This window comes from Chryseobacterium cucumeris (genome assembly GCF_001593385.1).
Classification (GTDB): Bacteria; Bacteroidota; Bacteroidia; order Flavobacteriales; family Weeksellaceae; genus Chryseobacterium; species Chryseobacterium cucumeris.
Map to the genome: position 1 here is coordinate 1,082,694 of NZ_LUVZ01000001.1, position 13,171 is coordinate 1,095,864.

A 13,171-nucleotide genomic window follows, 5' to 3' on the forward strand; every position below is an offset into this window, starting at 1 on the left:
TTTATAAAGGTTCGAATTCAAAATTGGTGTATCCTCTTTCTCCTTTTGTATTTTTCATGGTATTGAATCTCAGCTTGAAATAAAAGCCTTCAGCATCTTTCAATACAAAAAAACGGTCTGCATACACAAAAGGAACAGGATTGGATGCTGTACCGGTAGTGGTTCTCCATTTATCCCCGATAGCCCTCTGGTCATTGAAAACAAATTTTGAAGACTCTACATCTTTTAGTTTAAATGCATTGTAAGCAGCATCAAGATTTCCTGTAACCGTTACCTGGTAAGCACCTACTCCATTCAAAGTATTGGTTGTTACAAAATCTGCATAAAAATAGCTACCTGCACTGGTTGTAGGTCCCATGAAAACTTCATTGGTAAATGTTGTGAATGCCAGATCCCATTTCTTTTTCTTTGGCTGAATTTTTATCGGGGTTCCTGTTTTCAGATTGAAGAATGAGAAGCTGTATTCTGTATCTTTTGTAATGATATATTCTTTGATGTCTGCTTCTGCTGCGTTCACATCACCATAACGGATTTTGTATCCATTCTGAGCTCTCAGGATCTGAATTTTTTTCCATCCTCTCGGATCACCGGACAATGAAACTGAACCTGCCCCGATATTGGCAGCAGAAGGTATCTCTCTCCCGAGATTGATCAGATACACAGGATTATCCGCATCATTTTCTTTGATGGCATCAATTCCTGAAGTCTGATTCAGGAAGTCACCATTAGGATTGTCAACATATTTCATATTGGCAGCATCAAATGTTCCTACCTGAGCAATATCTTTTAAACTTGAAATATCAGCTTCCTTTACTTTACTGATGTCTGATGCGTTGGGTATTTTGACCACCGTCATGGCAAGAGATCCGTTCATGATCACTCTGTAGGCATCGCCGCTGTAAAAACCAAGATCCCAGTCTGTCCTGCTGTTGACCGCCGGATTGGTGTAGTCACTTAAATCGATCCAAACCTGGTTAGGTTCTGTAGGGCCGCCAATTGGCACACTTACTTCAGATCCCGTCATAGGCGGAACCGAAACCGGATCTTCGTCTGCAGAAAGACAAGACTGTGTGGCTGCCATGATGGAAAGAACAGATATTATTTTTAAATACTTCATAATCGTAACTTATTATTTAAAATTGAAACATTAATCGGGCAAAATAGCTTCTGCCATAATATAAATTAACAAACCCATTGGCAGCTGTATGAGCTGAACCGGCCACTGCCGTAGAGTTTAATCTTGTGACATCAAATATATTTTTCACTCCTGCAGAAATTTCAAAATGCTTATTCCAGAAAGGCTGGCTCACAATAAAATCCATCATATGGAAACTATCTATTTTTCCAAGACGGAAGTCATTAGCTCCATCGGATACATAAATTCTGTCCGGACCTGTGAATTTGTAGTAAAGGGCAAAATTGGTGTCGGTACTTTTCAGTTTGTAAGTTGCTGAAGCGCCTGCCTGTAGCAGATACTGAAAGTCTGTTGGGGAAGAAGATTTCAAATCAATCATCGATACGGAAGTTCCGTTTACTGATCCTCTTAAAGACAGGACAAACTGATCTTTTCTGAAATCTACATTAGCGGAGAATAGTAGATTTTTATAGGTATTAAGGTTCATATATTTGTAGGTGGACGGCTCTTTAATCATCACCATTTCAATTCTGTCACGTACATCAAGGTATAATGCGTCTACTCCATAAGCGATCTTCCATCCATTATCTGCTGAAAAGTTCTGATTCCAGAAAAGTCCTGCAGAGAATCCTTTTTCAGGATTCAAGTCCGGATTTCCCTGTACATCATGATTAAGATTCACAAAATAGGTGTACAACTCGTCATATTTTGGGAAGCGGTTAGCCGATCCCACAACTGCTCTAAGGTTTGAATTCTCAGAGGTTTTATATCTTGCTGATAAAGAATAGTTGTACTGATTATTAAAGTTTTCGCTAAGAGAAAGTCTTACTCCCGGTCTTAAAGAGAATTTGTCTGACACATTCCATTCTGCAGAAAGGAAATTGGAATAGGTGAAGATCTTTCTTTTTACCGCCTCACCGAAGAAATCTCCGGCAATTAAAGCGGCATAGCCATTGGTATAGTCTAATTCATACCCTAACTGGAAATCAAAAACTTTGCTGTCGAGGAAGTTGCTGAACATCCCTCTTGAATAGATGACATCGGTCTTATAATAAGACTTTTCTTCCTGACGGCTTTTGATTTGTCTGTTCGGGATATCGTAATTATAGTCGTAGTATTTCCTATCCTGGTTCTGATACGAGAAGTCTCCCATGTATCGGATATGTCCCAGATTAGTCTGAATATTGAACTGGTGAATCCATCGATCGGTGTTATATCTTCTGTCTCTGCTTTCATACGAAACACCGCCCAATCCATCATTAAGAGGATTTCTGTTTACTTCCGGATTATAGAAATTGAATTTTTCGTCAAGATAAGATAACTTGTAAAAGAATGTCGTTTTATTTTTGGTATATCTTAATAAAGCAGACGCATCATACTGATCTTTCGGGTTCCATTCATACCCTCTCTGGTTATCCTGCCCGAAATATTTGTAGCCTTTGCTTTCTCCTTCATATCCCATAAACTGATTATGGTTGAAATTGATACTGGCAAACCATTCATTGCTGATGTTATAATCTACATTAAGGTTCTGAATATGCCTTCCGTTTCCTCTTTTCTTAAGATCATAGTTGTCCCTTACTGTTTCTTCCTGTATCGAACCTCTAACACTGATCTTTTTTGTACTGTTTTTTTTGGTAATAATGTTGATAACCCCGGCAACGGCACCATTTCCATATTCAACCCCCATACTTCCTTTTACAATTTCTATTCTTTCGATATTGCTTAGAGTAATTTTGGTAAGGTCTATATTACTTCCCAGTCCTGTATCCCCTACTACCGGTATATTGTCTATAAGGATTTTCACATAGTCTCCGTTAAGTCCCATGATGTTGGCGGTGGAATTTCCTGAACGCGTATCCGGAGTGATCTGTATATTCAGACTTTGATTCAGAACCTCAGCAACATTCGTTGCTGCCATATTTTTGATCTGTTCTGCATCAATAACATCAACCTTATATATCGATTTGTTAATGGACTGTTGCATATACTGTCCTGTAATAACAACTTCTTCAATTTTCTTTTGATTAAGAGAATCCTTTTCTTGTGCATTTACCCATAAGGCCACGGATAACGATAGAACGGAAAGCACTTTCTTCTTCATAAGGGTACAAATTTTCAGCAAATATAAAACTTTATTTAGACTCATTAAAAATAATTATATATTTTTGTGTAATAATTCTAAATAAAAATAATCTCATGAAATTACAATTACTTTTAGGAGCTCTGATGTTTACAGCCTTAACGGCGAATGCTCAGGTATCTAACATCAATGAAAATTTCAACAATTTTACCGCTGGGAATACTACTTTCCCTCAGTTTGGATGGTCTGCCATCGTTGCACCAATAACCGGTGAGTTTCCTCCTGTACCTCCAAGAATGATTGTAGCAGGAGATTCCAACAGATTCGTTCAGTCGTATGCAGGAAACAATGCAACAGGTTCTTCTTATCTGATTACGCCGCAGATTGAGACTCCAACAGGAAATAAAACTCTGACTTTTGATACTACCCTGGTATCTCCATCTCCTGGTCCGGGAAGCATTCAGATAGGAGTAGCCTCCAACCCTGCAGACATGTCAACATTCGTTCCTGTAGGAAGCCCTATCAATGTATCGGTTATTGGTACAGTACAGAATATCAGTGTTAATATTCCGGCATCCACAGGCTCATACATTGTATTTAAGTTCACTCCTACTGCTACTCACGTAGCAATCCAGATAGATAATGTAGTGTATAATACAACTGCTTCTTTAGGCGTATCAGACAACAATAAATCGACAGAAAATTTCAGATTTGCCTTAAATTCTGATCAGTCTGCAATAGAATTCATTGCCAAAAAAGATCCTAAAAACATTCAGATCTATTCTGCAGCAGGACAAAAAGCAGCGGAAGGTAAACTGAACGGACAAAGATTTGATATCAGCACACTTCAGACAGGAGTATATTATATGAATATTGAAACAGCAGAAGGAAAATTCATTCAATCAAAATTCATTAAAAAATAAGGTTCATCAGACTATTATTGGCCTTTATTAAAGCCGGTAGGACTGTTCTTACCGGCTTTTCTATGCTTTGATTTTTATTATTTTCTGGTAGTGATTAAAATAAAAACACGATAAAAATCATGTTTTTATTTAGACTGATTAAAAATAATTATATAATTTTGTGGAATCATTCTAAATAAGGATTTAAAAAATAAATTATGAAAACAAAACTATTATTGGCATCAGTACTGGCACTGTCTGTTCAGCAGACTGTTTTGGCGCAGACTGACGCGTTGGGATATTCACAGGTCAATATGACCATGGGAAGCGGATATCAAAACCGCGTGTTTGTGAACCTTGCAGATGGTAATATGGTTTCTCAGCCAGCCAATACGTGGGATATTGCTTTTTATAGGAACTCAAACTATGCGTTCGGATCAAGAGTCAATGATGCTAAAGATATTGAAGTATTCACTGCATCAACCAACTTAGCAGACTGGGATAACATCAGCATCAGCAATGAAGCTTCATGGGGCGATCCTCTTTATAATCCGGACCAGACCACTGACTGGAGCCAGGGCGCTTTTGAACAGGGACCAGTAACCTCTCCAAACCCCAATATTCCTTCAACCGGCTGGGGCGTTTATAACCCGGTGAACCACCACATTCAGGGGAAAGCAATTTTTGTTTTAAAATATGCTTCAGGAACCTATATCAAGTTTGCCATTGAAGATGCTTTTGCAGGATATACCTTCAGATATTCAAAATGGAATGGGACTTCATGGGGAGCTACAGAAACCAGAACCATCGCCAATGGAACAGATGATTCATATTTCAACTATTTCTCATTTGATACCGGAGAAAAAGTTCCCAATCTTGAGCCTTCCAGAACGGCATGGGATTTCGTATTCACCAAATATTACACGTTCTATATGGGTGTGCAGATGTACCCGCTTTCCGGAGCGATTCAAAGTCCGAACGTAAAAGTGGCAATGGTTCAGCCTGAAACACAGCAAACAGAATCGTATGCAATTCCTGCTAATGCAAGTTTCTCATCTGCTATTACCACAGTAGGACATTCATGGAAAGGGATCGGGACAGTGAAAAATGATGTGGTCTACTACGTCAAAAAAGGAAATGATTACTACAGAATGTACTTTACTACCAATGGTGGTGCCAGTACAGGAAATATGTATTTCAAATACAAAAAGATCACGGAAACGTTAGGAATTACTGAAGTTGGAAAAAAAGCATCATTCGGTATTTATCCTAATCCAGCTACTGCGGATAAAAAAGTAACGGTTCTTTTTGATGTTAAAGAAAAAACAGGTAATAAGGGAAATGTAGAGGTCTATGACCTTACCGGGAAAAAGGTATATTCGGATGAACTTACAAACCAGGCAGGATTCTACAAGCAGGACCTGAACCTTTCTACACTTCCATCAGGAAATTACCTTGTAAAAATTACTTACGGTGGTCATTCGGAGACGAAAAAGCTTATCGTGAAATAAACTTTCTATTTTAATACTTTCTATTTTTTCTAATAAAAAGGCGGTTTCAGATTGTTGAAACCGCCTTTTATTTTTTCTTCATTAAAGAACTTAAAAATATAAAAAACAAATAGTTATATAAGATTCTTCTTTAAATCATTAAATTTTTAAATCTTTAAACCCTTCAATACCATTAATATATTTTAAATCCTTTATAAACTTCTGCAGAACTTTCCATAATTTTGGAAGCATCCTTACGGAAATCCAAAAGGTGATCCTGACCGTTATGCCTGTTATGATGTTCTACACTTTCCCAAAGCTCGATCAGGAAGAAAGTTCCTTTATTATCTTTATCTTCAATAAGATCGTACTGCAGACAGCCTTCTTCTTTTCTTGTTTCTTTCACAAGGTTCTGAAACAGCTCTACAGCGTCCATCAGATAATTTTCATTAAACTTAAAAAGTGCAATGATATGTAAATTCATGTTCTAATATTTAGTGATGTAAAAGTAAAATATTTTCAAAACCAAATATCTTTTTAGCCCTTTTATTTTTCCACACCAAGTGTAATTTTTAATTAAAAACTGATTTATAAATAGTTATAGAACTCATCACAATCACCAGAGTTCCGATAATCACAAACATTTTCTTCACAGGAAGCCTGGCAGTAAGCATTGCTGAAAAAGGAGCGGTCACAATTCCTCCGATCAAAAGCCCGAGAATGATATTCCAGTGCTGGATTCCCAGGGTAAAGAAAAAGGTAACGGCAGCCGTGATGGTAAGAATAAATTTGGCCACTGTAGAGCTTCCTACGGCAAATCTTGGAGTGAAAGCATTTTTAATCAATGTTCCGGTTACCAAAGGTCCCCAGCCTCCTCCTGCAAAGGAATCTATAAAGCCTCCTATCACACCCAGCCTGGTCAGATTGGTTTTTCTTTTCAGGGCTTTGCTTTGTTTTTCTTTAAATGCATTTGATAGAATCTGGAATCCGAGGTATAAAGTGTAAAAAGCAATGAGTGTTTTCGTGATCTTCGCATAATACTCTCCCAGATAAGTAAGACATACTGCACCAATAACAGCACCAATAACAGCCGGAATGGCGAGCTTTTTCACAAGACTTTTGCTTACATTTTTCAATTTAATGTGGCTGAGACTTCCTGCGGCGGTGGTAAAACTTTCCGCAGAATGAATACTTGCGCTTACAATATGTGGTGGAATATTGAGCAGCATAAGGGTTGTAGTACAAATAACACCATATCCCATTCCCATGGAACCTGCAACAATTTCAGCAAAAACACCTACCAGAAGCATCCAGTAAAAAATATAATTATCTTTTGCCAGAATGGTCTGCAGTTCTTCCAGATATCCGAGTTCGTACATGGAAAAAACAGCAATGGATATAATAGCAGCTGTCACCAAAAGGACATTCAACCTTACCTGAATTTTTCTTGAAATCACCATATTACAAGTGTTTTAATCCATACTCCTTCAGCATCGGGGCGTCATTGACAACTGAGGCATTTAAAGTTGGGATGTTCTCTGTAGTTCTGTGCGAGGAAATATTTCCGGATATAATACATGCAGCCACGGAATGCACGGCGGTAATAGAGGGCGTAAGCTTTTGTAATTCGGTTACCTCTTCTTTTGAAATCATAGTTTATTCATTTGAAGTAGTGCAAATATCTGATAAAATATTTATCCTACAAAACAAGTAGACTATTAATTCAAAAAAAAGGATCAGGTTAATCTACCAGATCCATTAAAGTTTTACTTTCCAGAATATTCAGAGAGGCATCGCGAACTTCTATCAGGACATCATGAAGCCCGCAGTGATCTTCATTGCAGTCATCACATTTTTCATAAAAATTGAGACTTACACAGGGAAGCATTGCAATAGGGCCGTTTACAAGACGGATGATCTTTGCCAGTTTCACATTTTCCGGACTTTCTTTGAAAAAGTATCCTCCACCCTTTCCTTTTTTACTGTCGAGAATTTCCGCTTTTTTCAGTTCAAGAAGGATGTTTTCCAAAAACTTTAAAGGAATCTTTTTATGTTCCGCAATTTCAGAAATAAGAATCGGACCTTCATTTCTTTTTTCTACAAGATATGAAAGCGCCTTAAACGCATATTGAGATTTTTTTGAAAGCATTAGAGCAAAAATACGAAAATTGTTTAATATTTGAAAAAACCTGAAAACAGGAATAATAAACGAATAAAAAGGTAAGTTTGTCTATCCGTAATTTTACGGTTTTAGGTACCACACTTTTGCCTTTCTCCTATTAAATCATTATGTTTGCGCTATGTTCAGTAAACAAGAGGCACAGCAATTAAAAAAGGAATTTTGGACAGCTTTTGGAAGATCATTTCCCAGAAAATGGATTCTTTATGATACCAAAATCAAGGACATGGCATTTAAATTTTCTGCCGACAACAAAAAAGCAGAAGTTTCTCTGGATATCGAAATGAAAGATGAAATCTTCCGAAACGCTTATTACGAGAAGATCTGGTCTTTGGAAGATATTTTAAAAGATTTTATTGGAGATTTTCAGAAAGAAGAATATTTCACCCTTGAAAACGGTAAGGTCATCAGCAGGATATGGGTTGAAAAACATAATGTTTCTATTTTTAACAAAAACACCTGGCAAGAAATTTTTGAATTCTTTGTGGACAAAATGGACGGTTTTGAAAGGTTTTACTACGAATATGAGGATTTTATAAAGGATATATAGAATACTTACGAAATAAATACTACTTTACACTTCAGGTTAAGATAAAAAAGAAAACTTATCTTTGCCCTACCACTTAAACTAATAGATGAAACAAACTAACATGATTAAAAATGAGAAAAGTGTACAAAAACATTTTTGGAGAGATCATCTCCAAAAGTAATGCTGTGAAGCTGAGCGAATATCATCTGTATTATTATGAGGAAGGTTCCGATTTCCTGAAAGAAATTGAATTTATTAACGAAGACAGTGTTTATAACATCAATTATTTTTTAAGTGACGAAGAAGACGAAACTCAGGTAGTCAATTATCTTAAAGAAAAGTCTGACTTTTTTGATATTGAAAAAAAAGAAACCACCGAGGGCTTTATTATTTCTACCAATAAATTGTATTCCTTATCCGTAGATGAACTGCCTTTAATTTCTAAAACTGTTTTTAAAACAGAAGATCCTGAAAATTTTATCTGTTCACAGGTTATCGATAACGAAACCCATCAACCACAGCTTGAAAGAACCATAAAATGCTGGTATACCAACGACGAAAGCGGTGAAAAATATGCTGCCATAGAATGCAGCTATCAGGAAGACGGAAAACTGGAACTGGCTGTAGATAAAACACCCGACCCGGACAATGAAGAAAACTGGATTCATTATGATTATGACACTTTCCACAACCTTCAGGCACAGATCCCTAGCGACATCAGCTATTACAAAACAGCTGCCTTACTCCCTAAAGAAACCTATCAGCAGTAATCTATATTCTTTAACACACCACACCTAATTATTAAATGGAAGAGAATCCCATCTTTTTTGCAGACGGAAATGATCCGGAAATGATTAAAGCTTACAGAAAAGCTCAGGAAACCTTTAAGTATTTCTGGCGCGAACAGTCCTGGGAATACAGAAGAATCATTCCCGGACTTAATGTATCGTGCGTTAAAACGGCTTTTGAAGAACAGGATGAAGAAACCGGAGAAAGCCTGGTAGAACATATGTGGATTAATGAAATATTCTTTGACGGAGATCACGTGAGAGGATATTTGATTAATGAACCTAACAGCCTTAAGAGCATCCAGGTGGGTGATTATGTGGAAATCCCTTTAAGCAATATCAGCGACTGGCTTTTTGCCATCACTCCGAGTGTACAAAAACCCAAGGGACTTTCCAAGCTATTTTCATCATCATCTTCTCCACTTCCGAAAGCTTACGGAGGGTTTACCATCCAGAAAATGCGTGCTGACATGTCTGATGCAGAAAGAAAAGAACACGATAATGCCTGGCAGCTGGATTTCGGAGACTTTAATGATATCCTCGTTGTGAATAACCAGAAAGAAAATCCGGAAAATCTTATTGAACATCCGATGAGTAAAAATATGAAGGAAGAATTTGCAAAGTTTTTACAACAATATCCGGATGAACTTACCCAAACCGATGAAGACGGACTGACGCTTCTTCACAAAGAAACCATTGCCGGGAATCTAACCACTGTAAAAGTTGCTTTAGAAGCCGGAGCGGATAAAAATATCCAGTCTAAAAAAGGAAAAACAGCTTTGGATTATGCAAAACAGCTGAACTGGGAACACCTTATTCCTGTATTGGAAGGGTAAATTATTAATTAAGATGGTTACAACTCAATAATAAAGTTGTCAAAATAAAAATTCCGGAAGAAAATCTTCCGGAATTTTTTATGTTTTATCCAAATTTCTTTTTCCTTAGCCAGAAAAACAGTCCTCCGATAAGACCAATAATAGCTAGTGGAAGCAGTAAATTGATCCACTGCCAGCTCGATTTCTCTTCAGTGATTCTTTGCCTGTCGAGAAGTCTTTCTTCAATATTTCTGTTTCTCAGTTCCATCAGATTGCTGTCATCAAGAAGATAATCTAAAGCATTTCTCAGAAACTGTTCGTTTCCAAACTGTTCGTTCGTTAACAGATCTACCCCTAATGGAAGTGGTTTTCCTTTGATTACTTTGTTCCTTCCTACATCTCCGTCTGCAATCACGATCATTTTGTTTTCCGGGCTGGAGGTTTTGAATCCAGGGTACGATTTTCTCTCAATTCTCGATGCATAGGCAGAATTGAATTTTCCTTCCAATGCAACAGCGAAGATCTTCGGTGTACTTGGTTTCTCCATTTGTCCAAGACTGTCTACGCTTGCAATTTCCTTCAGATCCACATAATTAGGAACCTGTTTCAATAAAGTTCTTTCACTCGATTCGAAAAGGACTTTTGTTTTGATATTCTTTCTTCCTCCTAAAGTATCAATAGAAGTCGGGAATTCAAATTTTACAGGGTTGATATTCTTTGTAACCGGATTATTATTTTCGGCAATTCCAAGCGGATAATAAGGCCAGGGTAAGCTTGTGTACTGAGGATTTCCACTCACTTCTCCTGTAACCAGCCTTAACAGGGCAAACTTTTTAACGTCTTTTACCAACGCTGGATTGATTCTCAGTCCGTAATTAAAAAAGAAGTCTGTCATATTGATATCGACAGGGAAAGGCATTACTTTTTTGGATCTTGTTAACGTATCCATTTCAGCATTTACGGCATCAATCATCCAAAGGGTTTTCCCTCCGTTCATGATGTACTGGTCCAGAATTACTTTTTCATTATCTGTAAAAGCTTTTCTTGGTTTTGCAATCACCAAAGCACTCATCTGCTTTAATAGCGGAACATCTTCCAGTGAAAGTTCAGTCTGATTTTTAGGAATGATAGGTCCTGCATCATAGTTTTCCATTGCCAATTGTACAAATCCCTGGAATTCATCCGGATTCAATTCATCGTGGTTGACAAGAATCCCGATTTTCTTTCTCTTGGCAGCTGCAATATTTTTAATATTGGAAACAAGATTGTACTCCAGTCCTTCAATCGATCTTGTCAGCTGCTGATCGGCATCAATTCCGGCCTGCTGAACCACTAAAGGAATAGAAACCCCGTCATTTCCATATTTAATCACAGCGTAAGGGAAAAGCGTGATCTGTGAGATTTTCCCGTCTTTTACATCCGGAAGAATAGACGGCTGCATTCCCATGGCCATCAAAGTGTCCTGAGACATTTTTGTTTTAATCGGATCGATGAATTTAAAATCAATCTTCGGATTAATTTTTCTGAATTCTTCCAGCATGAATTTCGTTTCGCTTTGCAGCTGTTTGAAACTTGCCGGAAAGTCTCCTTCCAGATACACTTCAACCGTCAGAGGCTTTTTAACAGACTCCAGTACTTTGATGGTGTTATCAGAAAGGGTATATCTTTTTTCTTTTGTTAAGTCTAATCTGATTCCCGAATAGGTCAGGATAATAACCAAAGGAACAATTGCAATTAAGGAAATTCCCAGTGGAGATTTAGCATTGAACTTCTTCATACTTCTACTTCTTTTTGTTAATAAAATGATTAGCCAATACTAATGAAGCGCCGATGACAAGTACAAAATATGCCACATCTTTAGCATCAATAAGTCCTCTTGTGAAGCCTAAGAAATGCTGATAGAAGCCAATATTCTGCAGGATAAAATCTGCACCTCCCAATAGTTTATAGCTCGCCAGCTGCTCGATACCAAAATACATAATGAAACACATAAAAACACCCAGCAGATAAGCCATAATCTGATTCTGAGAGAGAGAGGAAGCAAGAATTCCCACTGCTGAAAATGCTGCAATTAAGATAATCAGTCCGATATAGCTTCCGAAAGTCATTCCCAGATCAATATTTCCTGCAGGAACTCCCAAAACATATACCGTATAAAGATAAATTAATGATGGAATAAGACATAAAATTCCTACAATCCATACGGAAAGGAATTTACCTGTTACCAGTTCTGAAACTTTTAACGGTTGTGAGAAAAGCCAGTTTAATGTTCCGGTTTGCTGTTCTTCCGCAAAAGTTTTCATGGAAAGGGCGGGGATGATAAACATTAACAGCCATGGAACCAATACGAAATAGCTCTGCAATGAGGCCATTCCAATCTCAAAAATATTAGAATCGTTGTCGAAAAAGAACAGAAAAAGAGTCGCTATCAAACTGAAAGCGGCAATGATCACCCATGCACTCCAGTTTCCAAAGTAACTCCAAAGTTCTTTCTTTAAAATTGCAATCATAGTTTTTTTGTAAGATGTAAAAAGGATGCATGTTTCAAGACATACGCCCTACTGTACAATTATTTGTTTTTTTTATTTTTATTAACCAGTTTCACTGTCATCATAATCAGAAATACAAGAACGAAAAATCCTGCAATTAATTGCCACCAGTATTCGATCACCATTGATTTTAATATAACGGTAAATACCACCAGAAACAGAATGAACGTTGCAATTTCATTCGCCTGTCTCAGTTTGATATTGGCAATCGGCAGTGTATCTCCATGTAATTCTTTTAAATGAAGGACTTTTTTCCAGCACCAGTAATGGTAGATGGCAAGCCCGATCAGGAAGGTCAGTTTCAAATGAAACCACGGCATTTTCATCAGCCCGGTATTTAAAAAGATCATGACCAATCCGCAAACTGCCATGATTATCCCCGCAGGAACGGTGATAATATTCCACAGCCTTCTGGCCATAAAAGTGTACTGCTCTCTCAGAATTTTCTTTTTTTCTTCCGGAAATTCATCGGTATCTTTATAGTATACGAAAATCCTCACGAGATAAAAAATTCCCGCAAAGTAGCTTACCATAAAAATAATGTGCAGCGCTTTGATTATTGTGTAAAGCATTCAGAAAAAATTAACAGCAAAGATAAGCTTATTATATAATTGTTAAAAATAAATTTCTTTTGATCAGGAAAATATAAGTAAAATAGATTTTATATAAAAAATAGTTCGGCTCGGGGCAGCAAAGCTGCC

General features: G+C 37.2%; 13 protein-coding genes. 5 read left to right on the plus strand and 8 right to left on the minus strand.

Translation table 11 applies throughout. The features are described from left to right. Window position 1 precedes the first annotated feature (1 nt). Both A1704_RS04875 and A1704_RS04880 read right to left on the minus strand, forming a co-directional pair. Complete coding sequence (locus tag A1704_RS04875; RefSeq protein ID WP_062670983.1) at window positions 2–1,117, minus strand: HmuY family protein; 1,116 nt, start codon at window positions 1,115–1,117, stop codon at window positions 2–4. 16 nt (window positions 1,118–1,133) lie between these two features. Continuing rightward, on the minus strand, window positions 1,134–3,239 hold the full coding sequence (locus A1704_RS04880) for a TonB-dependent receptor plug domain-containing protein (RefSeq protein WP_062670985.1): 2,106 nt from the start codon (window positions 3,237–3,239) through the stop codon (window positions 1,134–1,136). Between the two features lie 95 nt (window positions 3,240–3,334). On the opposite strand from A1704_RS04880, the gene A1704_RS04885 reads away from it, so the two are divergent. Together A1704_RS04885 and A1704_RS04890 are read left to right on the plus strand one after the other, a co-directional pair. Continuing rightward, a complete protein-coding gene (locus A1704_RS04885) occupies window positions 3,335–4,141 on the plus strand; it encodes a T9SS-dependent choice-of-anchor J family protein (protein WP_062670987.1) in 807 nt (268 codons plus the stop codon). A 197-nt stretch (window positions 4,142–4,338) separates the two neighbouring features. After that, the gene (locus tag A1704_RS04890; protein WP_062670989.1) at window positions 4,339–5,631 is read left to right on the plus strand and encodes a T9SS type A sorting domain-containing protein; all 1,293 of its coding nucleotides are present in this window, start codon (window positions 4,339–4,341) and stop codon (window positions 5,629–5,631) included. A 172-nt stretch (window positions 5,632–5,803) separates the two neighbouring features. Here A1704_RS04890 and A1704_RS04895 read toward each other — a convergent pair whose 3' ends face one another. The 3 genes from A1704_RS04895 to A1704_RS04910 form a co-directional block, all read right to left on the minus strand. Continuing rightward, window positions 5,804–6,094: a putative quinol monooxygenase gene (locus A1704_RS04895; RefSeq protein WP_047376912.1), complete on the minus strand. Its 291-nt coding sequence runs from the start codon at window positions 6,092–6,094 to the stop codon at window positions 5,804–5,806. A gap of 88 nt (window positions 6,095–6,182) precedes the next feature. Continuing rightward, entirely contained in the window at window positions 6,183–7,070 is an 888-nt protein-coding gene (locus A1704_RS04900; protein WP_062670991.1) for a sulfite exporter TauE/SafE family protein, read from the minus strand. Between the two features lie 281 nt (window positions 7,071–7,351). Continuing rightward, on the minus strand, window positions 7,352–7,759 hold the full coding sequence (locus tag A1704_RS04910; protein WP_062670996.1) for an RrF2 family transcriptional regulator: 408 nt from the start codon (window positions 7,757–7,759) through the stop codon (window positions 7,352–7,354). Window positions 7,760–7,910: 151 nt separating this feature from the next. On the opposite strand from A1704_RS04910, the gene A1704_RS04915 reads away from it, so the two are divergent. The 3 genes from A1704_RS04915 to A1704_RS04925 all read left to right on the plus strand — a co-directional run bounded on the left by A1704_RS04915 (window position 7,911) and on the right by A1704_RS04925 (window position 9,942). Continuing rightward, window positions 7,911–8,339: a DUF4268 domain-containing protein gene (locus A1704_RS04915; protein WP_062670998.1), complete on the plus strand. Its 429-nt coding sequence runs from the start codon at window positions 7,911–7,913 to the stop codon at window positions 8,337–8,339. Between the two features lie 110 nt (window positions 8,340–8,449). Continuing rightward, on the plus strand, window positions 8,450–9,088 hold the full coding sequence (locus tag A1704_RS04920) for a hypothetical protein (protein WP_062671000.1): 639 nt from the start codon (window positions 8,450–8,452) through the stop codon (window positions 9,086–9,088). 35 nt (window positions 9,089–9,123) lie between these two features. Beyond that, the gene (locus A1704_RS04925) at window positions 9,124–9,942 is read left to right on the plus strand and encodes a DUF2314 domain-containing protein (protein WP_062671001.1); all 819 of its coding nucleotides are present in this window, start codon (window positions 9,124–9,126) and stop codon (window positions 9,940–9,942) included. An 85-nt stretch (window positions 9,943–10,027) separates the two neighbouring features. Here A1704_RS04925 and gldG read toward each other — a convergent pair whose 3' ends face one another. The 3 genes from gldG to A1704_RS04940 are packed head-to-tail and all read right to left on the minus strand — an operon-like array spanning window position 10,028 to window position 13,042. After that, window positions 10,028–11,698, minus strand: a complete 1,671-nt coding sequence (gldG, locus tag A1704_RS04930; RefSeq protein WP_062671003.1) for a gliding motility-associated ABC transporter substrate-binding protein GldG — start codon at window positions 11,696–11,698, stop codon at window positions 10,028–10,030. Between the two features lie 4 nt (window positions 11,699–11,702). Then, window positions 11,703–12,431 carry an ABC transporter permease gene (locus A1704_RS04935; protein ID WP_062671005.1) on the minus strand — a complete coding sequence of 243 codons (729 nt, stop codon included), beginning with the start codon at window positions 12,429–12,431 and terminating at the stop codon, window positions 11,703–11,705. Between the two features lie 59 nt (window positions 12,432–12,490). Then, on the minus strand, window positions 12,491–13,042 hold the full coding sequence (locus tag A1704_RS04940; RefSeq protein WP_062671007.1) for a CopD family protein: 552 nt from the start codon (window positions 13,040–13,042) through the stop codon (window positions 12,491–12,493). Between the last annotated feature and the right edge of the window lie 129 nt (window positions 13,043–13,171).